Here is a 20652-nt window from a genome sequence, read left to right as displayed (position 1 = left end):
TAGCAACGAGTGAATAATTAAAATGTTTCAATGTCTTGCTCCTTATTGTTGGCCTAGCATAAAGTCACTTTTTGCACGGTAAGCGTCATCCTGTCTATCAAACACTTTCGCGCCGTCGATGAATACTTTATTTGCCTGAGCATAAACGCTAAATGGATTGCTATTCCAAATGACGACATCGGCATTTTTACCCACTTCAAGGGAGCCAGTTTTATCTGCAATACCTAACGATTTAGCCGCATTAGAGGTGATCCAACTGATGACATGCTCTTCAGTTAATTCAAATCCATGTTGGTTAGCGCTAAACATGATTTTGGCTGTTTCTTGGTTTAAACGTTGAATTGTGCTGCTTGAGTCTGAATGCACCACAGCACAAGAGTTTTTAACCGCATCAACCATCGCGACATTTTCAACGATCATATCGTTAGCTTCCATTTTAAAGCCCCACCAATCTGGCCACATGGCAGCACAATTACCATTCTCAGCAAGCAGGTCAGCAATTTTGTAACCTTCAATGGCATGATGGAACGTACCTGAGTGGTAGTTAAACTCTTTGCCTAAATCCACCATCATCGCCATTTCTTCAGCTTTATAACAATGGTTATGAATTAAGATCTCGCCTTCTAATACACTTTTAAGTGTGTCTTTGGTTAAATCCCGCTCTGGTGCTTGTGGATTTAAACCAGCTGCATAGTCTGACTCATATTTATCCCATGCACGCTTGTATTCTGTAGCTTCGATAAAGGCTTGGCGATAACCTGCCATATTGCCCATTCTCGTCATAGGAGCCACTTTTTGCCCTCTACCATAAGCCCCTTTAGGGTTCTCACCACAGGCCATTTTTAGACCATATGGCGCATCAGGAAATTTCATTGCTTGCATGGTCGTCGCTGGGGTATTTTTTAACGTAACACCACGGCCACCAATTAAGTTGGCTGAGCCAGGAAGAATTTGCAGCGTAGTCACCCCGCCTTCTCGAGCGCGATTAAATGCTGGGTCTTGTGGCCAAACGCTATGCTCCGCCCAGACTTCTGCTGTATTTGGGTTGGTCACTTCATTGCCGTCATTGTGCGCATCTGCACCAGGGCTTGGGTAAACACCTAAGTGCGAGTGCACATCAATAATGCCAGGAGTAATCCACATATCTGTTGCATCAATAACTGTAGCGCCAGCAATTAACTCACCAGCAAGCTGCGCGCCTACCGCTTTGATTTTTCCATCAATCATTAATACATCAGCTTGCTCAAGCTTTTCGCCTGTACCTGTGAGCACGGTTGCATTCGTTAATAAAGTCGAGTTTCGCGGCAGAGCCTGATAAGTGCTCGGATAAGGATTTTTGTTGATAGTGACTTGTGGGTCTTGCTGTTGTGTTTGATTACACCCCAGCAAAGCAACTGATATCGCAATGACCGTAAGAGACGGTGCGAATTTGGACATGTCTTACTCCCTGTTATTATTGTTTTTGATCTAACCCTGATAATTTAACGGGGTTATGAAAGGAAATACAGTCAATGTGTGAATAGATTTGTAGCAAAACATTAACAATTAAGATTTACAGGTTTTATCTCTACATACACCTAGCCATAAAATGTCGTTATAATCGTCAAATTGAGAATTAAATTTAATTAGCAGCACTTAAAATAATGAATTGGTTTAAAAAGATTTTTGCAAATAAGCAACAGCAAGATGATAGAGATCCCGCTCAGTCCAATGCCTACGATTTAATTGGTGGTGAAAAAACCATTCGCTTAATTGCTCAGTATTTTTATCAGCAGATGCAACAAAGCACCGACACCCAAAGTTTACTGGCCATTCATCGAGCACCGATTGCTGATTCCGAACAGAAACTGTTTGAATTTTTAAGTGGTTGGTTAGGTGGACCGCAGTTGTATCAACAGAAATACGGCCATCCCGCTTTAAGAGCAAGGCATATGCCATTCGCTATTGATCAAACGATGGTGGATCAATGGTTAGCCTGTATGGAACAAGCTATTATTCAGGCAATAAAAAAGCCTGAACATCGACAAGTGATATTTCAGGCCATTTCAACTCTCGCCAATAATATGCGAAATAAAGATTAACTCTCGAGTTTTAACCAGTCTTGTGGCTTAAGGTAGCGCTCGTATAATTCAGCTTCTTGAGAGTCTTCCTCTGGCGTAAAGCCATACTCCCAACGCACTAGCGGTGGCATCGACATCAATATAGATTCGGTGCGCCCTCCTGTTTGCAGGCCAAACAAGGTGCCTCGATCATAAACCAAGTTAAATTCAACATAGCGACCACGACGGTATAACTGGAACTGACGCTCGTCATCGTTGTACTCAAGCTCTTTGTTACGCTCTACAATTGGTGCATAAGCGGTTAAGAAACCACTTCCCACAGCTTGCATAAACTCAAAGCTTTTCTCAAAACCATGCTCATTCAGGTCATCAAAGAATAAACCACCAACACCGCGAGTTTCATTGCGATGTGGTAAGAAAAAGTATTCATCACACCATTTCTTATATTTAGGGTAAACATCTTCACCAAATGGTGCACAAATGTCTGCAGCTGTTTGATGCCAAGAAACAACATCTTCCTCGAAAGGATAATACGGAGTTAAGTCAAATCCTCCGCCAAACCACCAAACAGGATCAGCACCATCTTTATGGGCGATAAAAAATCGCACATTAGCATGAGTGGTCGGAATAAATGGATTATTTGGATGTATAACTAATGACACGCCCATAGCTTCAAAACTACGACCAGCTAATTCAGGACGATGCGCTGTCGCCGATGCAGGCATAGCAGCACCCATCACGTGAGAAAAATTAACCCCAGCTTGCTCGAACACTTTACCTTTGGTTAGTACTCTACTGGTTCCACCACCACCTTCAGCGCGTTCCCATGACTCAGCTTGGAATTTGGCTTTTCCATCTAATGCCTCAAGCCCTTCACAGATGCTTGCTTGAAGAGATAACAAATATTGCTTTACTACAGAGGCATCAGGTATTGCCATATCAAAATCCTTATTGTCCATTACGTAATATTTTGCCACTACGGGCATCGATAATCGTTGAAGGCTGACGTTGTGAACCTAATTCACCAAGCACAAGTGCGCTAACATCAGTTGGAAAAGTATGCTGTATTTCTGCTGCGGACATTGCTGGTTCTTGACCCGCTAAATTTGCGCTACTGGAAACCAAAGGTTTATTCACGCTATCACATAGTGCTCTTACCACAGGGTGTGAAGACACACGCACGGCAATTGAGTCGAAGTCACCACAAAGCAGTTTACTGACACCCGCTTTAATTGGCATAACAAAGGTAAAAGGGCCCGGCCATTTGCTGAATGCAAAAGCAAGTTGAGCTTCGGATAATTGAGATTCGTCGATATAGGGCTTAAGTTGCTGATAATCACTGGCGACTAAGATGAGGCCTTTTTGCCAAGGTCGCTGCTTTATATCCAGCAATTTTTGAATAGCAGCAAGATTATCAGGATCACACCCGAGGCCGTAAACCGCCTCTGTGGGATAGGCCATAACGCCTCCTTCAACAAACACCTTGTTAATTTCAGATGGTTGCAACCGCTGCATGAAATACCCTTTAACCTTTTTAAATTAATGGCAAATTATACAGACTATATGGATATGAACAAATACTGATATACATTCAGCCAAATGAAAATATTAAAGCGGACGCTTATATTTACAAGATTTTTGAGGACACTCTAAACGGCTACCCGCAGCACCTTTTCGTTCAACCAAAATACCGAAGTCACATTCAGGACAGGTCTCGTTATGTGGCGGGTAGTTCACTAAATATTTGCACTTCGGATAACTGCTGCAAGCAAAAAAGGTTTTACCATAACGACTAGTGCGCGACTCAAGGTGGCCTTTTTTACAATGTGGACAGGTTATCTCTTCCGCTTCTGCATCATGATCATGTTTTTCAATATGAGAACAAGTAGGGTAATTGGTGCAGCCAATAAAAATTCCAAATCGACCAGATTTTACAGCAAGTTCATTACCACACTCTGGGCATTCAGAACCTTCTATCACTTGTGTCTCTATTGACTCGTGTTGCACTAATGGTCGGGTAAAATCACAAGTCGGATAATTATTACAACCAACAAAGCCACCATGTTTGCTATTTTTAACCGACAATTCGCAGCCACACTTAGGGCAGAGCTCAAACTCTTTTTCTAAAGCATGTTCGTGAGCGCTAAATAACTGCTGATCAATTTTAGACATGTGACTCTCAATTAAGATGTAAGACCGAAGCTGAGCTCAGCCTTTCATTTGTTGTATACAATGATAGTAGCAAAAATGAAGATCAAAAAAGGAGGCCTAGCCTCCTTTTTAGTCACTTCTTCATAAATAGTAAAACCTTAAGAGTGTAAACGGCCATCAGGCTGTTCAAAAATAAGATCTTCCATTTGTTCATAAGCTGATTCGTTGCCTGGTACATTAAACAGCACCATCAACACCACCCATTTTAAATCTTCCAAGATTAAGGAGGTTTCGTCTAACGCCATTACACGCTCGATGACCATTTCACGTGTTTCAACAGTCAGCACTTGGATTTGCTCTAAGAACAAAATAAAGCCGCGGCTTTCTACATCCAATTTAGCCATTTCGTCTTTAGTATAAATACGAAATGAATGCTGAGCGTGATTACACAAGTAAGGCTTATCGCTTTCTTGTAAATCAGCTAAACGCTCTAGCCACGATAGGGCTTTTAAAATGTCAGCTTGATGAAAACCCGCACGGGTTAGCTCTTTAGTAAGTTCATCTTCATCAACTAATAGTTCAACTTCACTATGAACATAGTTCTCAAAAAGATACATGAGGATATCAAACATATGGTTATCTCCTCTCTAGTCTGACGTAACCACCAGGTACTTGCGCAACCCAGCCCTGTAATTCAAGTTCAAGCATTTCTACTAACACCAGATCTATCGACTTCCCGCTATGCTCGACTACCGTGTCTATACTAGTAGTCTCATAACCTACACTAGCTAACAGCGCAGAAAATGGCAAATTTGTTGTATTATCTTCTATATGGTGACGATTAGCGACATCTTCAAGGTGAAAGCTTGTCATTGTGGACAATTCTTCAACAACATCTGCAGCACACTCTACTAATTTAGCGCCATTCTTTAACAAATCATGACAACCTTGATGATAACCACCCGCCACAGAACCGGGCACCGCAAACACTTCTCGATTTTGCTCCATGGCTAACCTTGCAGTAATTAATGATCCGCTCTTACGTGTCGCTTCGACTACAATACTGCCGAGAGATAAACCACTTATGATTCGATTGCGTTTTGGGAAGTTACCAGCAAAAGGACCTATCTTAGGCCAGTACTCACTGACAACACAGCCAGACTGTTGAATCTGCTGATATAAGTTACTGTGCCTTTTGGGATAGATACAATCGACTCCAGTACCCAATACAGCAACCGTCGAGCCGTTATTGCCTAATGCTGCTTTATGAGCAGCACCATCAATACCCGTTGCCATACCACTGGTTATCGAAAAACCTAATTGAACTAGTTCAGCAGCCAATGCATTGGCCGTATTTAAACCACCTACAGATGCGTTTCGACTCCCCACCATACCAATAGAAGGCAACAGTAAGCTTGGCAATTGGCCTTTTACAAATAGTATTGAAGGTGGATCAGATATTTGTTTCAGTAAAGATGGATAATCGGGATCTGAGAAGCAAAGAATATGATGCTCAGGAGATTGTTGTTGCCATTCAAGCGCAGCATCAACTTTATCAAAATCAATCTGACATTGAGATAACAGCTTTGCCGATAACGGCAAAGACTGCTTTTCAAACTCTAAACGTTGCCTTAATTCCTCAACATCCATTTGAGTCAGCAATTGTTGAATCCGAGCGGGTCCTAGCCCGGATACTGCACAAACAACTAGCCAGTCGACCAGTTTTTCAGTTATTTATTCGCCTCTTAAGTCGGTACTTTTAGGCGTGATCAATTTGTCATCAACACGCACAGGACGTTCATTAGCAATCACAATCGCCATACTGGTTTTTTCAAAGACTTTGAATACCATTAGTTTACCGTGATAAATATCTGGCATCATGTAGACATCATCATCTGACACTTTAGCTTTCATACGGTCATAAGCACTTCGTTCAAGTGTTGATACTGGCTTACCATCACCATTAATAACTATTTGCTCACCATTACGATAGATTGAAAAAACATGCCCAGTCTCAATATTGTCTTGCTCACCTTTATCTAAGTAAACAATATCCAATTTACCGACTTCTCGAATATTTTTTTCAGTAGCAATAACGCTAGCCGGTTCTGCACCAGGAGCAGCTTTAGGAATGAAATAAGCTGACATTAGTGCTTCATCTTCAACTGGAGCAACCCTAAAACCTGCTTTGGTTTCACGTAAACTACTTAAAAGCTGTACTTTTGATACTGCACCAGATTCAGTCACACGCCCGCTAGCCGTTAAGATAATTTCTTGCCCTAAAGTATCGCCAGTTTCTTTATCTAAAAACTCACGCCCCTCTTGGTAAATCGCAAGCTTTTTACCCACGGGTAAATTCTCATTAATGTAAACCACATCATTAACCACATGATGACGCGATGGGCTTTCGCCATCTAATATCATCGGTAAACCAGCCACCCATTCTGGGTCAACAATACGATTTTGGACTATATAAGGTTGAATTAATGCAAGATCAATCGCTGGTATTGGACCACCTTTGGCACTAACACGCCCTTCTGGACCTTTTTTGATATGCTGTTTTAATACCAAGCGAGGTTCACCATCGATAAATACGAGAGTTAATCTGTCACCAGGATATATAAGGTGTGGATTCGCAATCTGTGGATTTGCGCCCCATAATTTAGGCCAGCGCCAAGGATCGTCTAAGAAGAAAGCAGAGATATCCCAGAGGGTATCACCTTTCTTAACGATGTATGAATCAGGGTGACCTGACTTTAATGTTAATGTATCTGCATTAACTAACAGTGTACTTAGTGTCAAAAACGCGAGTAAAAATATCCGTTTCATGGTTCATTCCATGTGTTTAGCTCTTTATTAGAGCTTTTGCTGTTATTGATGGTCAGTAAGGATTAAAATTAACCCATTAACTTAGTCAGTATAGCTAACTGGCTGAAATTTGACAGACTTGTTAAGAGTTTATATATGCCATTATTAAAAGTTTTACGCTTTCCAGATGAAAGATTACGTACTGTAGCCAAGCCAGTAACCGATTTCGGCGAAGGTCTACAAACCCAAATTGATAACATGTTAGAAACAATGTACGAAGAAAAAGGCATTGGTTTAGCGGCAACCCAAGTGGATTTCCATCAACAATTGATTGTAATGGACTTACAAGACGAGGTTGAACGCCCAACAATTTTCATTAATCCTGAAATTATTGCTAAAAGCGGCGATTTCACAAATGAAGAAGGTTGTTTATCGGTTCCTGGTATTTATGCCAAAGTTGATCGCTCTGAGTTTGTCACTTTGAAAGCATTAGACCGTAACGGTGAAGAATTTACAGTTGAAGCGGATGAGTTATTTGCTATCTGTCTTCAGCATGAAATGGATCATCTACAAGGTAAGCTTTTCGTTGATTACTTATCAAAGATGAAACGTGACCGTATTAAGAAAAAGCTTGAGAAAGAAGCACGTTTAGAAGCTAAAGAAGCATAGGACTCCATTTGAAACCGTTAAATATTATCTTTGCTGGTACCCCTGACTTTGCAGCTTTACACCTGCAAGCCCTGATCGACTCTGAACATAATGTGGTTGCGGTATACTCGCAACCAGATAGACCTGCAGGTCGAGGCAAAAAGCTCCAAGCGAGCCCAGTTAAGCAGTTGGCTGTTGCCAATGACATCCCTGTTTATCAGCCACCTTCACTTCGCAAAGAGGAAGCTCAAACTGAACTTGCCTCTTTAAATGCCGATATTATGGTGGTTGTGGCTTACGGGTTAATCCTGCCAAAGATAGTATTAGACACTCCGCAATTAGGTTGCATTAACGTCCATGGATCTATTTTGCCTAGATGGCGAGGCGCCGCACCTATTCAACGTGCTTTATGGGCCGGTGATAGTGAAACTGGTGTAACGATTATGCAAATGGACATCGGTTTAGATACCGGTGACATGCTGCTAAAAACCTCATTAAAAATTGAAGATACTGATACTTCAGCCACTTTATACAGCAAGCTTGCTGAGCAAGGTCCTACTGCGCTCATCGAAGCATTAATGGGTATTAGTGATGGGTCAATAACTCCAGAAGTACAAGATGAAGCTTTAGCTAATTACGCTGAAAAATTGTCAAAAGAAGAAGCGCAAATCGATTGGAACAAGGACGCGAAACAGCTCTGGCAAGAAATTCGAGCCTTCAATCCTTGGCCTGCAAGTCACTTTTCACTGCAAGATAATACTATTAAGGTTTGGCAAGCTGGTTACTCTGCCGAGCAAACTAATGCTGCTCCGGGAACGATTATTGAAAGTAATAAGCAAGGCGTCACTGTTGCGACTGGTAAAGGCACCCTGCAACTGCAAGTAATGCAGCTTCCCGGAAAGAAACAAATGCCTGTGGCAGATATTTTAAATTCTCGGGCTGAATGGTTTGCTGAAGGCACCTGCTTTATTAGCGCTGACGAACACAAAGAGGCACAAGCTTAATGAATGTTAGAGCCCTTGCTGCAAGAGCCATTTTCAATGTGTTAGAAAAAGGTATCTCGCTATCAGTTGCCCTGCCAGATCAACAACAGCACTTGGAAAACGGTAAAGATAAAGCGCTATTAGCTGAGCTTTGTTATGGCGTAATGCGCCAATTACCGCAATTAGACAAGTGCGTTAGTGACTGTTTAAGTAAACCTTTTAAAGGCAAACAGCGGGTATTGCACCAATTACTTTTAGTCGGTTGCTACCAACTCTACTTCACTCGTATTCCTGCTCATGCCGCGATTTCAGAAACGGCCGAAGCCTGTCGACAAATGAAGTTTGATGGTCTTGTCAAAGTCATCAATGGTGTTTTACGCAACATTCAGCGTAAAGAAGCACCATTAAATACAGATAATGACACGTTAAAATACAACACTCCCGCTTGGTTTATAAAGCGCCTTAAAAGTGCTTACCCAGAAAACTGGGCTGAGATCATTGAGCAAAGCCATCTACGCCCTCCGATGTGGTTGCGTAATAATCAATTATCGCAAACCCGCGATAGCTACCTGAGTCAACTTGCTGAACAAGAAATTGAAGCAACAGCTGGTGACAGTAATGATGCTATTTTATTAGCTGCGCCAAAAGATGTCATGCAACTACCCGGCTTTGCTGAAGGTTCTGCATCTGTTCAAGATGGAGCAGCTCAATGGGCCGCAACCTTATTAGCGCCTCAGGCAAACGAGCAAGTTCTTGATGCTTGCGCTGCTCCTGGCGGTAAAACCTGTCACACCATAGAGTGCGAGCCTAGTATCTCAATGATCGCTGTTGATTTTGATGCTAAACGTTTAGAGCGAGTGCAACAAAATCTGGACAGATTAAATTTAAAAGCGCAAGTTATTCATGGTGATGCGGCCGATATTGATAGTTGGTGGCAAGGTGATAAGTTTGACCGCATTCTATTAGATGCACCTTGCTCAGCAACTGGCGTTATCCGTCGTCATCCCGATATTAAATGGTTACGTAAAAACAGCGATATTGAAGAACTAGCTCTACTACAACAGCAAATCATTGATCATTGCTGGAAATGGCTAAAACCAGGCGGCACCATGTTATATGCGACCTGCTCTATTTTGCCCCAAGAGAATAGTCAGCAAATAGAACAGTTTTTACAGCGCACACCCGATGCGACATTAGTACCGATTGCTCAGCAATCGTCAGCTGACGACATCGGATGGCAGATCCTACCCGGTCAAAACAATATGGATGGCTTTTATTACGCCCGCTTAGTTAAAGCGGATTAAGCGTGTTATAGCAGGGATACCAGCACAGTAATGAAGATTATTATTTTAGGCGCAGGACAAGTTGGCGGCACACTCGCTGAAAACCTTGTTGGCGAGAACAACGATATTACCCTTGTTGATAATGACCGAACTCGGGTTAAATATTTACAAGATAAGTTCGACTTGCAGACAGTTATTGGCCACGGTGCGCATCCAAGTACCTTGAAAAAAGCCGGCGCAGAAGATGCTGACATGCTCATTGCTGTGACCAATAGCGACGAATGTAATATGGCGGCATGCCATATTGCTTATAGCTTATTTGGTACGCCGACTAAAATTGCTCGTATCCGATCTGAAGCCTACCTAGACCTTCAAGATAAACTCTTCATCAATACTGAAGTAAAAGGCAGTGATGCTAAAACCCGTGGTGGTTTTGTTATTGACGAATTAATCGCGCCTGAACAGCTGGTCACATCCTATATTGAGCGCTTAGTGCAATACCCAGGTGCATTACAAGTGCTTCAGTTTGCAAAGGGTAAACTGAGCTTAGTTGCTGTAAAAGCCTATTATGGCGGTCCATTGGTCGGTAACGCTCTGGCTGCACTACGCGAACATATGCCTAATATTGATACCCGTGTTGCGGCTATTTTCCGTAAAGGCAAAGCAATTATGCCGCGCGGAACCACGATTATTGAAGCTGATGATGAAGTCTTCTTTGTTGCTGATACTCGCCACGTTCGCGCGGTAATGAGCGAGATGCAAAAGCTAGATAATTCATACCGAAATATCATGATTGCGGGTGGCGGTAACATTGGTTTTGGTTTAGCCAAACGTTTGCAAAAGAATCATTCAGTCAAGTTAATTGAGCACAGTCTCGAGCGGGCTGAAAGCCTGTCTGAAAAACTCGAAAACTGCACCGTGTTTAATGGTGATGCTTCGGATCAGGAACTTTTACTTGAAGAACACATAGATCAAACCGATGTATTTATTGCGGTCACAAATGATGACGAAGCCAATATTATGTCTGCACTGCTAGCAAAACGTATGGGCGCGAAAAAGGTCATGGTGCTTATCCAACGAGAAGCCTATGTGGATATCGTCCAAGAAGCCAATATTGATATCGCCATTTCCCCTCAGCAAACCACGATCTCAGCGTTACTAACTCATATTCGCCAAGGCGATATCTGTAACGTGTATTCATTACGACGTGGCGCTGCCGAAGCGATTGAAGCCATTGCTCACGGTAATTCATCGACGTCTAAAGTTGTCGGTAAGCAAATCAGCGATATCAAACTTCCACCTGGGACGACCATTGGTGCAATTGTGCGAAATGATGAAGTGATCATGGGCCACGATAAAACCATTATCGAAGAAGGAGATCATGTGATTTTATTCTTAGTAAACAAGAAATTTATTGGCGACGTAGAAAAGCTATTCCAACCGAGTGCGTTTTTCTTCTAGCAACCCATGCTAAATTTAAAGCCGCTGCTATTTGTCGTTGGCATATTTTTATCTATTCTCACCGGTTTTATGCTGGTGCCAATGGCTTTTGCCCTTTTTTACCACGAAGAAACCATTGGCGACTTTATGATGTCCGGATTGTTTACCGGGTTAGTCGCCATTCTTTGTATTCAAACTGGGCGCACGAAACGTGTTAACCTCAACATTCGTGATATGTTTTTTCTCACTACCATCACTTGGTTAATTGTCAGTTTATTTGCAGCACTCCCTTTTACGCTTTATCACGGTATCAACTATACCGACGCCTTTTTTGAAACCATGTCCGGTATTACGACTACTGGCTCAACCGTGTTGTCTGGGCTTGATGACATGGACCACAGCATATTAATTTGGCGCTCATTGTTACAATGGCTCGGTGGTATTGGTTTTATCGTCATGGCAGTGGCGATTTTGCCGTTTCTCAATGTCGGTGGTATGCGCTTATTTCGCACCGAATCCTCCGACTGGGGAGATAAAACGACTCCTCGTACCCAACATATGGCTAAGCACTTATTCAAAGTCTATGTGTTACTTACCATCATTTGTGCTTTGGCTTATCACATGTCGGGAATGCACTGGTTTGAAGCCATTAATCACGCCATGACCACTCTCTCAACCGGTGGATATTCAACATCCGACAGTTCAATGTCGTCATTTACCCCCGCAGCTCACTGGGTTGGCGTATTATTTATGGCAGCTGGCGGCTTACCTTTATTGATGTTTGTCCAAGCTATTCAGCAGCGCTCATTTAAAGTGTGGAATGATGAACAAGTAAAAGGCTTTATTAAGTTTATAATGTTTGTCTCTATTAGCCTTGGCACTTGGTTATGGTTAAAGTCCGATTTGGATTACTTAGATGCTTTGAGACTTTCTAGCTTCAATGTGGTTTCAGTAGTAACGACAACGGGATATGGGCTAACGGATTACCAAGCATGGGGAGCATTCGCCAGCCTAACATTTTTATTTCTAATGTTTGTTGGTAGTTGCTCAGGCTCAACCTCTGGTGGAATAAAAATATTTCGTTTTCAGATATCCATAAAGGTCATGTACCAACAACTAACACAACAGTTTCACCCACAAGCTGTCATTAAAAAACGCTATAACAACCGCACCATTGATAACGACATTATTCGCTCAATTATGGCATTCATTATGTTGTTCCTATTGGTGATCCTTTTACTGACAATCATCTTAGTGCTAACTGGTTTAGATGCAGTTACGAGTATTACAGGTGCAGTCACTGCTGTAACAAATGTCGGACCTGGATTGGGACCAGTTATCGGCCCTGCAGGGAACTTTTCTAGCTTACCGGATATTGCGAAATGGGCGTTAGCCTTTGGTATGTTATTAGGCCGACTTGAGATAATTACAGTGGCAGTGCTATTTGCGCCTAAATTCTGGAAGTACTAGTTTAAAAATACTAACGTTTCAATATACATACTTTAAATAACAGTATCCGTGACATTTTCATCTGCTGACTATTACTTTTCAGGCAATAAAAAGGTGACGCCTTTATAGCATCACCTATCAACTTTTCTTTGTAATCTTTTGAGAAAGCTTTTGGGCTGACTTTTAAACAAGCTTGACTAAAATGTCTTAGCTCACCGCTTCCGAGTTAATCAATCTAACAAGATGATCGGCATAAACTTTAACGTCATCCCAATCAGTATAATCAATAACAGTCGTTGGATCGGTCGGGCCATCAGTCATTTTCATGATTAAACGAATGGCCAAACTGTCATACCAAGTCCAAGACGGGTAATTAACTTTTCCGGGAATAATCTTCACATCTTGTGGTGTCCAAGGTGAAAGCTCGATGAACTTTTGCAGATACTTATTATTCTCAGGAATACGTTTCTCTGGTTTACGAGCAACCACATTGACGCAGAAGAAGCTATTCGGCTTACTGCTTAACTCGGTCTGATAACGCGTTACAAATTCAAATACTGACTTATGGTAAGAGCCATAAAGAACGCAAGCCCCAAGCGCAATTGCATCATAGCTAGCCCAATCAATGTCAGCATGATTATTATCAAGAATATTGACCACATCACACTGATGACCATTGTGTACAATCTGCTCAGCTATCGCACGACTAATTTGCGCCGTATGACCGCCTCTTGAGTAATAAATCACTAATGTTTTTGCCATTTTTACACCGATGGTTGCTCTAATAGGCAATCATTGTGGCAAAAAAAGCCATTTCAATCGTGCTCTTTGATCACAAATTAGAAATGACTCATATATTTGAACGATAAAATTGAGATCTAGGTTAGCCAGCAGTATGATGCCAGTTAAGTAGTAAATTAAAGTATATAGTCAGGTAAGGTATATAGATGTCTGAAAATATTGATGTAGATTCGATGTTAGGTAGTGCGGAAATGGCAGCCAAGTGGCTAAAGGCCATTGCTAACCCGTATCGTTTGATGATCTTGTGTTTATTACTCGACAAAGAACACAGCGTAACTGAGCTAAACGAAAAAGTGCCATTGAGCCAATCAGCCTTGTCACAACATCTTGCAGTGATAAGAGCTCAAGACTTAGTGAATACTCGTAAAAGTTCACAGAACGTTTACTACACATTGAAGAATGAAGAAGTGACTGAAGTCATTTCCATTTTACATCGTTTATATTGCGCTAAATAATTTCGTTGATTGTTAGGCTTTCGATTGCTCTCCATTTAAAGCCTAGCTTGCAACATGAGTAAAGCTGCTAACCCAATTCTAAATAACGGTTAAAGCCTTTTAAATTCATTAGCAAACTCGTCCACCTTTTGCCAATTGGTAAACTCATAGGTGCCAGTAGTATCTGTCGGCCCTTTGGTCATCCACATAATAAAGCGGATCATCACCCTATCGAAGGTACGATATTTAGGGTAATCAATTTTGCCAGCAAACACGCCCAGAAGCTTAGGTTTCCAAGTAGAAAGCGTTAAGAACTTCTGCATGTAGGGGTTAGTGTCTGGGGTATTTTTTTCAGGCTTTCTTGCCACAACATTCACAGTAAAAAAAGCACTGTTAACCTTATCTAAAGTCGCAGCATGCTGAGTAATAAATTCAAATAATGCAGGTCGGTGCTTACCATAACGAATACTCGCACCAATTAAAATCTTATCAAAATTTTCTAATACCAATGAGCCCGCTTGCTCAAGCGAAGCTATTGTCACTTGCTCGTCTGTTATTTCTAATTGCTGTTTAATCTTCTCGCATATTGCCAGTGTTTGGCCATCAACTGTTGAATAGATAATTAAGTTATTCGACATTATAATTCCTTGTAAATAGCCATTCCCTGTCATTGAACATAGAAATAAATTAGTTTTTCCAAAAAGTCGGCGTAAACAGCACTAACAAGGTAAACACTTCAAGACGACCAAATAGCATCGCCAGTACTAGCACCCATTTAGCACCATCAGTCACACTGGCATAGTTACTGGCAACATCACCTAAACCTGGGCCTAAGTTATTAATACTGGCCGCTGTTGCACTAAATGCGGTAATGGCATCCATCTCCATTGCCATTAGCAACACCATACAAACCACAAACACTAATGCATAAGCAGAGAAGAAGCCCCAAACAGCATCAATCACACGATCAGGCAATGCCGAACCACCAATTCGAATCGAATACATGGCTTTAGGATGAATAAGCCGTTTCATCTCACGTGATCCCTGCAGTAATAACAGCACAAAGCGAATCACTTTCATGCCACCACCGGTTGACCCCGCACAGCCACCAATAAAGCTTGAAAAGATAAGCAAGATAGGTAAGAACAGTGGCCAAGAATGGAAGCTTTCAGTACCAAAACCCGCAGTCGTTGAAATCGACACCACTTGGAAAAAAGCATAATCGAGTGTTTGTTCTGGAGTATCGTAAATACCCGAGCTATAAAGTGTGGCAAAACATATGGCCGTTAACGCTAATTGAATTCCGATTAATGCTTTAAATTCTGCATCACGAAAGTAGACTTTAAAGTTAATTCCGCGCCAACTAAATGCGGCAAAGTGCAAACTGAAATTAACCGCGGCAATCAATAAAAACACCGCACAAATGACGTTAATCAGTGGGCTATCAAAGTATCCTATGCTGGCATCGTGGGTCGAAAAACCACCAATAGCAATTGTCGAAAAAGAATGGCAAATCGCGTCAAAACCGCTCATACCTGCAAAGTAAAATGCGGTTGCACAAGCCACGGTTAATAATAGATAGATATACCAAAGCGCTTTCGCTGTTTCAGCAATTCTGGGTTTCATCTTGCTGTCTTTAACAGGTCCTGGGATTTCTGCTTTATATAACTGCATCCCACCAATACCTAATAACGGCAAAATAGCCACCGCCAAAACAATGATACCCATACCGCCCATCCACTGTAGTAGGTGACGATAGAATAAAATGGCTTTAGGCAAGTCATCGAGGCCAACAATTACAGTTGCACCTGTGGTAGTTAACGCAGAAAAGGATTCAAAAAAACTGTCAGTCCAGCTGAGATTAGGTTCGGTGGAGAAAATAAATGGCAGAGCACCAATGGAACCAAGGACGGTCCAGAACAGCACCACAATAAGGAAGCCTTCGCGAGTTCGCAAATCCCCCTTTTGACGACGATTGGGATACCACAATAAAAAGCCTAAAAATAAGCTAACGCAAAATGCCTGAATAAAAGCAGTACCGCCACCATCTTGATAAAGAATGGCAACCAATGCTGGCGGCAACATGGTGATAGAAAATAATCCCATCAACAAGCCGGTTATTCTGATAATTGTTTTATATTGCATTTATTATTGCACTAGTTTGCATGGCATTGGTTTTAGACCGTGTAAATTTCACAGTTATATAACCTTATATTCTGGCATACTTTTTCCAACCATCAAACGTTAAACTTCGCCTTAAGTTGCCCTTGAGTTTGGGTCGCCAGTTCTCGATTAAAATCATCATGAAACACTTTAGCTATTTCGAATTCGATTTCTATCGCATCAGTAAAGTTTTTATTGATAATAATGCCGTCAAACTGATTGATCAGGTATTCCACATTATTAAGTTGCGGGTAACTGCATATCAAAGAAGAAGCATAACGAATGTACTTGGTTATGGTCGACAGTTCGGTTAAACCCGACTTGATCCCTGAGGAATAAGCACGGACTAAACCACCAACCCCAAGTTTAGTACCGCCAAAGAAACGCACCACGATAGCACCAATTTCACCAATGCCTGAACCTTGTAATGTGGCTAACATTGGCCTACCTGCACTACCAGCAGGCTCACCATCATCGCTGCTGCCGATAGCAATACTATTTTGAGGGTCGGACGCCACAAAAGCATAGCAATAATGGCTAGCCCCTGGGTATTCGCCCTTTACGTTAGTAAGCGCACACTTCAACTGTACTTCACTACTACAGTGGAACAGCACAGTAATGAAGCGGCTGTGTTTGATATCTTCCTCAATCGTCAGTGTTTGATTAGGAATTAAGTATTGTTCAGTCAATCAGGCCAAGCTCTCGAGTCATATTTTCATTGTGATCTTGGTGAACAATAACATTATCTTCAATACGAATACCGCCGTAAGGACGCAATTCATTAACCGTATCCCAGTTTATTTGCGATTGACGTTGATCGGCTTTTAATTCGCCTAATAATGAATCAATAATATAAATACCCGGCTCGATAGTGAACACTTGGTTGGCTTGTATTTCACGTGTACAACGTAAGAATGGGTGCCCATCAGGAGTCGGAATGTGAGTACCACGTTCATCCCGCGAAAAACCGCCCATATCATGAACCTGTAAACCAAGCATGTGGCCTAAACCATGAGGGAAGAACACGCTGGTTATTCCTTGCTCTACTAACCCCTGAGCATCACCCGTTGCTAAATTAAATTCCAACATTAATTCAGCTAATTTGGCATGAGTGGTTAAATGAAGATCGGTATATTTTACTCCCGGCTTCATCATATCGACAATAGCCAGCTGCATCTTGTTCATTTCTACAATGAGTTCATAAAAGCGGTTTTTCTCAAACGAATAAGTTCGAGTGATATCTGATGCATAACCATTATAGTTAGCTCCCGCATCAATCAAAAAAGATAACCGTGGAGACGGAATTTGATGCTCAAGTGCGGTGTAATGCAAAATTGCAGCATTTTGATTAAGGGCAACAATATTGCCATACGGCACTTCATTTTCTGTTTGACCAATCGCAGATAAATATTGCTGCTGGATTTCAAACTCACTACCACCATTATAAAAAGCATTCTTAGCAGCTAAATGCCCTTTTACTGCAATTTGGTTAGCACGACGTAGGCACTCTAATTCATACTGAGTTTTATCTGCACGGTGATAATGAAGGTAATTTAGAACTGAATCGGGATTACGTCTGCTCATCCCTAATACTTCTGCGACATCAAGATGCTCACCTAAGTAAGCCCAGTCCGCAATATTATTAGGTAATAACTCAGCAACACGGTCAGCTTTAGTGAGTAATTTAATATCAAAATGTTCAGCCCAAAAGTCGTTTGGTTCATCACTAACTTTATGCCAAAAATCGACTGGACGATAAAAAATTAATTGTGGTTTATCAATGCCGTTCGCCACAATCCAACAGTTAGGGTTATCAAGTACCGGTAACCAAGCTTTAAATTGTGGATTGACCTTAAAGGGATAACTTAAATCATCTAAAAACTGTCTATGAGCTTGTCCAGAATGTATTACTAAACCTGCCAGTTGCTCTCGAGAGACAATCTCTGCAACGCGACGATTTAATTCTGCAATGTGAGCATGATAAAAATTAGCTAGCTGATCCATTTTTGCTATCCCTATAATGTTATTTTTCTTGTTTAAGAACCTGTGAAGTGTATCACAAAGGGCAAAAATGCCTCTAGCAGAGAAAAATTTAAACGGACGTTTAAATTGAGTGTTGTAATTTATCTCATTTCGTCGCACACTGTTTGGCAACTGGTCAAATGATGGCCGTCGCTGCTGTGATAAAAAGCTAGATATCAAAGCTAAATAACAACACAGTAATTGTGATGTGGAAGTCGCTTTTAGCAAAAAGGAAGCAAGCAATGATCTACCAAAGTCCTACAATTCAAGTAGAGTTATTAGAGGATAACATTGCCAAGTTGTGTTTTGACGCACCTGGCTCAGTTAACAAATTCGATAAAGAAACTCTCTCTTCATTAGATGCTGCTCTTGAAAGCATCAAGCAAAACACAAGCATTCAAGGTTTATTACTAACATCAGGTAAGAGTACCTTTATTGTTGGTGCCGATATCACTGAATTCTTAGGTTTGTTCGAACTTGACGATGCAACGCTGCTAACTTGGGTTGAACAAGCTAGTGCGGTATTTGATAAACTTGAAGACTTACCCTTCCCAACAGCCTCTGCTGTTAACGGGTTTGCACTTGGTGGTGGTTGTGAAGCCATTCTTGCTACTGACTTACGTATTGCAGATACCAACGCCCGCATAGGCTTACCAGAAACAAAACTCGGTCTTATCCCTGGTTTTGGTGGCACAGTTCGTTTACCACGCATCATAGGTGCAGATAACGCACTAGAGTGGATCACCACAGGTAAAGACCAACGTCCAGAAGCCGCATTAAAAGTTGGCGCAATTGACGCTGTAGTGGCTCCAGAAAATTTAGAAGCTGCAGCATTGCAAATGCTTAAAGATGCTATTGCTGAAAAGCTTGATTGGCAGTCTCGTCGTAATCGCAAGCTTAAGGCATTAACCTTACCTAAGCTTGAAGCAATGATGTCATTCGCCACCGCTAAAGGCATGGTATTTAAAGTTGCGGGCAAACATTACCCTGCACCAATGATGGCTGTTAGCGTCATTGAGCAAGCAGCAACACTTGATCGAGCTGAAGCACTAAATGTTGAAAACAAAGCATTCATCAAGTTAGCAAAAACTGAAGTAGCAACCTCACTGATTGGTATTTTCTTAAATGATCAATTTGTAAAAGGCAAAGCTAAAAAAGCAGGCAAGCTTGCTAAGAAAGTAAACAGTGCAGCTGTACTCGGTGCTGGCATTATGGGCGGCGGTATTGCTTACCAAAGCGCAAGTAAAGGCACGCCGATTGTCATGAAAGACATCGCACAGCCTGCGTTAGATTTAGGCTTAGGCGAAGCTGCTAAGTTGCTAACTGCACAAGTTAAACGTGGTCGCTCCACCCCAGCTAAAATGGCTGCGGTATTGAACAACATCACACCAGCTTTAGATTACGCGCCAGTAAAAGATGCTGACGTTGTCGTTGAAGCCGTTGTCGAGCATCCAAAAGTTAAAGCATCGGTACTTGCTGAAGTTGAGCAGTACGTTGCTGATGATGCAATCATCGCATCAAACACCTCAACCATTTCAATTAACCTACTTGCGAAAAGCATGAAAAAACCTGAGCGTTTTTGTGGCATGCACTTCTTTAACCCTGTGCATAAAATGCCTTTGGTTGAAGTTATTCGTGGTGAAAATTCATCTGAAGAAACCATTGCTTCTGTTGTGGCTTACGCAAGCAAAATGGGTAAAACACCTATCGTTGTTAACGATTGCCCAGGCTTCTTCGTTAACCGCGTATTGTTCCCATACTTTGCAGGCTTCAGTGGCTTATTAGCTGATGGTGCTGACTTTGCTAAAGTCGATAAAGTGATGGAAAAGCAGTTCGGCTGGCCAATGGGTCCTGCTTACTTACTTGATGTTGTTGGTTTAGATACAGGACATCATGCACAAGCAGTCATGGCAGAAGGCTTCCCAGATCGCATGGGCAAGAATGGTAAAGATGCTATCGACATCATGTTTGAAAGCCAACGTTTTGGCCAGAAGAACACTAAAGGTTTCTACTCTTACTCTGTTGACCGTCGCGGAAAACCGAAAAAAGATTTAGATCCAACAAGCTACGAATTGCTTGGTAAAGAATTTGGTGAACTAAAAGAATTTGAAACTGATGAGATTATCGCACGCTGTATGATCCCTATGGTTATCGAAACGGTTCGCTGTTTAGAAGAAGGCATTATTGCTTCTCCAGCTGAAGGCGATATGGGCCTTGTTTACGGTATTGGTTTCCCTCCATTTAGAGGCGGTGTATTCCGTTACCTAGATACTATGGGTGTCGCTAACTTTGTCGCAATGGCTGACAAATTTGCACACTTAGGTGGCCTATATCAAGTGACTGACGCCATGCGCGAGCTTGCAGCCACTAACGGCACATACTACCCAGCCTAATCAGCAGTAAAGGAATA

General features: G+C 41.8%; 20 protein-coding genes. 8 read left to right on the top strand and 12 right to left on the bottom strand.

Annotated features, from left to right (window positions below):
- Positions 1 to 42: 42 nt before the first annotated feature.
- A complete protein-coding gene (locus tag AC0L4E_RS19260; protein WP_473681167.1) occupies positions 43 to 1437 on the bottom strand; it encodes an amidohydrolase in 1395 nt (464 codons plus the stop codon).
- Positions 1438 to 1643: 206 nt separating this feature from the next.
- Between AC0L4E_RS19260 and AC0L4E_RS19255 the strand changes: the two genes are divergently transcribed.
- Entirely contained in the window at positions 1644 to 2081 is a 438-nt protein-coding gene (locus AC0L4E_RS19255; protein ID WP_473681165.1) for a group II truncated hemoglobin, read from the top strand.
- Here the strand turns inward: AC0L4E_RS19255 and hemF are convergent.
- From hemF to AC0L4E_RS19225, 6 genes are all read right to left on the bottom strand, one after another.
- A complete protein-coding gene (hemF, locus tag AC0L4E_RS19250; protein WP_473681163.1) occupies positions 2078 to 2998 on the bottom strand; it encodes an oxygen-dependent coproporphyrinogen oxidase in 921 nt (306 codons plus the stop codon). The two genes, AC0L4E_RS19255 and hemF, sit on opposite strands and share 4 nt — an antisense overlap.
- 10 nt (positions 2999 to 3008) lie before the next feature.
- Complete coding sequence (gene tsaC / locus AC0L4E_RS19245) at positions 3009 to 3575, bottom strand: L-threonylcarbamoyladenylate synthase type 1 TsaC (RefSeq protein ID WP_473681161.1); 567 nt, start codon at positions 3573 to 3575, stop codon at positions 3009 to 3011.
- 93 nt (positions 3576 to 3668) lie between these two features.
- Complete coding sequence (locus AC0L4E_RS19240) at positions 3669 to 4232, bottom strand: DNA topoisomerase family protein (protein ID WP_299573493.1); 564 nt, start codon at positions 4230 to 4232, stop codon at positions 3669 to 3671.
- A 137-nt stretch (positions 4233 to 4369) separates the two neighbouring features.
- Positions 4370 to 4843, bottom strand: a complete 474-nt coding sequence (locus AC0L4E_RS19235; protein WP_220754362.1) for a DUF494 family protein — start codon at positions 4841 to 4843, stop codon at positions 4370 to 4372.
- A gap of 4 nt (positions 4844 to 4847) precedes the next feature.
- Positions 4848 to 5873, bottom strand: a complete 1026-nt coding sequence (gene dprA, locus AC0L4E_RS19230) for a DNA-processing protein DprA (protein ID WP_473681158.1) — start codon at positions 5871 to 5873, stop codon at positions 4848 to 4850.
- 72 nt (positions 5874 to 5945) lie between these two features.
- Positions 5946 to 7040: a LysM peptidoglycan-binding domain-containing protein gene (locus AC0L4E_RS19225; RefSeq protein WP_473681156.1), complete on the bottom strand. Its 1095-nt coding sequence runs from the start codon at positions 7038 to 7040 to the stop codon at positions 5946 to 5948.
- Positions 7041 to 7175: 135 nt separating this feature from the next.
- Between AC0L4E_RS19225 and def the strand changes: the two genes are divergently transcribed.
- Genes def through AC0L4E_RS19200 form a run of 5 tightly spaced genes read left to right on the top strand, consistent with a single transcriptional unit; the run spans position 7176 to position 12843 of the window.
- On the top strand, positions 7176 to 7688 hold the full coding sequence (def, locus tag AC0L4E_RS19220) for a peptide deformylase (RefSeq protein WP_473681154.1): 513 nt from the start codon (positions 7176 to 7178) through the stop codon (positions 7686 to 7688).
- 8 nt (positions 7689 to 7696) lie between these two features.
- Positions 7697 to 8671: a methionyl-tRNA formyltransferase gene (fmt, locus tag AC0L4E_RS19215; protein WP_473681152.1), complete on the top strand. Its 975-nt coding sequence runs from the start codon at positions 7697 to 7699 to the stop codon at positions 8669 to 8671.
- Positions 8671 to 9954: a 16S rRNA (cytosine(967)-C(5))-methyltransferase RsmB gene (gene rsmB, locus AC0L4E_RS19210; RefSeq protein ID WP_473681150.1), complete on the top strand. Its 1284-nt coding sequence runs from the start codon at positions 8671 to 8673 to the stop codon at positions 9952 to 9954. Before fmt ends, rsmB begins: the two co-directional genes overlap by 1 nt.
- 30 nt (positions 9955 to 9984) lie before the next feature.
- Positions 9985 to 11394: a Trk system potassium transporter TrkA gene (trkA, locus tag AC0L4E_RS19205; RefSeq protein WP_473681148.1), complete on the top strand. Its 1410-nt coding sequence runs from the start codon at positions 9985 to 9987 to the stop codon at positions 11392 to 11394.
- A 6-nt stretch (positions 11395 to 11400) separates the two neighbouring features.
- Complete coding sequence (locus AC0L4E_RS19200; RefSeq protein ID WP_473681146.1) at positions 11401 to 12843, top strand: TrkH family potassium uptake protein; 1443 nt, start codon at positions 11401 to 11403, stop codon at positions 12841 to 12843.
- A gap of 186 nt (positions 12844 to 13029) precedes the next feature.
- On the opposite strand, the gene hemG (AC0L4E_RS19195) is transcribed toward AC0L4E_RS19200, so the two are convergent.
- A complete protein-coding gene (gene hemG, locus AC0L4E_RS19195; protein WP_473681144.1) occupies positions 13030 to 13584 on the bottom strand; it encodes a menaquinone-dependent protoporphyrinogen IX dehydrogenase in 555 nt (184 codons plus the stop codon).
- A 185-nt stretch (positions 13585 to 13769) separates the two neighbouring features.
- Here hemG (AC0L4E_RS19195) and AC0L4E_RS19190 point away from each other — a divergent pair, with 185 nt between their 5' ends.
- Entirely contained in the window at positions 13770 to 14078 is a 309-nt protein-coding gene (locus AC0L4E_RS19190) for an ArsR/SmtB family transcription factor (protein ID WP_220754369.1), read from the top strand.
- A gap of 89 nt (positions 14079 to 14167) precedes the next feature.
- Here the strand turns inward: AC0L4E_RS19190 and hemG (AC0L4E_RS19185) are convergent, their stop codons facing one another.
- The 4 genes from hemG (AC0L4E_RS19185) to pepQ all read right to left on the bottom strand — a co-directional run bounded on the left by hemG (AC0L4E_RS19185) (position 14168) and on the right by pepQ (position 18224).
- A complete protein-coding gene (gene hemG / locus AC0L4E_RS19185; RefSeq protein ID WP_473681142.1) occupies positions 14168 to 14695 on the bottom strand; it encodes a menaquinone-dependent protoporphyrinogen IX dehydrogenase in 528 nt (175 codons plus the stop codon).
- 49 nt (positions 14696 to 14744) lie between these two features.
- On the bottom strand, positions 14745 to 16202 hold the full coding sequence (locus AC0L4E_RS19180; protein ID WP_220754371.1) for a TrkH family potassium uptake protein: 1458 nt from the start codon (positions 16200 to 16202) through the stop codon (positions 14745 to 14747).
- 92 nt (positions 16203 to 16294) lie between these two features.
- On the bottom strand, positions 16295 to 16909 hold the full coding sequence (locus AC0L4E_RS19175; protein WP_473681140.1) for a YigZ family protein: 615 nt from the start codon (positions 16907 to 16909) through the stop codon (positions 16295 to 16297).
- Positions 16902 to 18224 carry a Xaa-Pro dipeptidase gene (gene pepQ / locus AC0L4E_RS19170; protein ID WP_473681138.1) on the bottom strand — a complete coding sequence of 441 codons (1323 nt, stop codon included), beginning with the start codon at positions 18222 to 18224 and terminating at the stop codon, positions 16902 to 16904. Before pepQ ends, AC0L4E_RS19175 begins: the two co-directional genes overlap by 8 nt.
- Before the next feature lie 260 nt (positions 18225 to 18484).
- On the opposite strand from pepQ, the gene fadB reads away from it, so the two are divergent.
- On the top strand, positions 18485 to 20635 hold the full coding sequence (fadB, locus tag AC0L4E_RS19165; protein WP_473681136.1) for a fatty acid oxidation complex subunit alpha FadB: 2151 nt from the start codon (positions 18485 to 18487) through the stop codon (positions 20633 to 20635).
- Positions 20636 to 20652: the final 17 nt, after the last annotated feature.

The sequence above is a fragment of the Shewanella sp. GJ50-10 genome (assembly GCF_055808815.1).
The sequence above is the reverse complement of the archived record's forward strand: the minus strand, read 5'-3'. Positions and strand labels throughout refer to the sequence as shown.

Bases quoted from the DNA above. Each gene is read 5' to 3' on its own strand.
- AC0L4E_RS19260 (WP_473681167.1), bottom strand. From the start codon at position 1,437: ATGTCCAAATTCGCACCGTCTCTTACGGTCATTGCGATATCAGTTGCT.
- AC0L4E_RS19255 (WP_473681165.1), top strand. From the start codon at position 1,644: ATGAATTGGTTTAAAAAGATTTTTGCAAATAAGCAACAGCAAGATGAT.
- hemF (WP_473681163.1), bottom strand. From the start codon at position 2,998: ATGGCAATACCTGATGCCTCTGTAGTAAAGCAATATTTGTTATCTCTT.
- tsaC (WP_473681161.1), bottom strand. From the start codon at position 3,575: ATGCAGCGGTTGCAACCATCTGAAATTAACAAGGTGTTTGTTGAAGGA.
- AC0L4E_RS19240 (WP_299573493.1), bottom strand. From the start codon at position 4,232: ATGTCTAAAATTGATCAGCAGTTATTTAGCGCTCACGAACATGCTTTA.
- AC0L4E_RS19235 (WP_220754362.1), bottom strand. From the start codon at position 4,843: ATGTTTGATATCCTCATGTATCTTTTTGAGAACTATGTTCATAGTGAA.
- AC0L4E_RS19225 (WP_473681156.1), bottom strand. From the start codon at position 7,040: ATGAAACGGATATTTTTACTCGCGTTTTTGACACTAAGTACACTGTTA.
- def (WP_473681154.1), top strand. From the start codon at position 7,176: ATGCCATTATTAAAAGTTTTACGCTTTCCAGATGAAAGATTACGTACT.
- rsmB (WP_473681150.1), top strand. From the start codon at position 8,671: ATGAATGTTAGAGCCCTTGCTGCAAGAGCCATTTTCAATGTGTTAGAA.
- trkA (WP_473681148.1), top strand. From the start codon at position 9,985: ATGAAGATTATTATTTTAGGCGCAGGACAAGTTGGCGGCACACTCGCT.
- AC0L4E_RS19200 (WP_473681146.1), top strand. From the start codon at position 11,401: ATGCTAAATTTAAAGCCGCTGCTATTTGTCGTTGGCATATTTTTATCT.
- hemG (WP_473681144.1), bottom strand. From the start codon at position 13,584: ATGGCAAAAACATTAGTGATTTATTACTCAAGAGGCGGTCATACGGCG.
- AC0L4E_RS19190 (WP_220754369.1), top strand. From the start codon at position 13,770: ATGTCTGAAAATATTGATGTAGATTCGATGTTAGGTAGTGCGGAAATG.
- hemG (WP_473681142.1), bottom strand. From the start codon at position 14,695: ATGTCGAATAACTTAATTATCTATTCAACAGTTGATGGCCAAACACTG.
- AC0L4E_RS19180 (WP_220754371.1), bottom strand. From the start codon at position 16,202: ATGCAATATAAAACAATTATCAGAATAACCGGCTTGTTGATGGGATTA.
- pepQ (WP_473681138.1), bottom strand. From the start codon at position 18,224: ATGGATCAGCTAGCTAATTTTTATCATGCTCACATTGCAGAATTAAAT.
- fadB (WP_473681136.1), top strand. From the start codon at position 18,485: ATGATCTACCAAAGTCCTACAATTCAAGTAGAGTTATTAGAGGATAAC.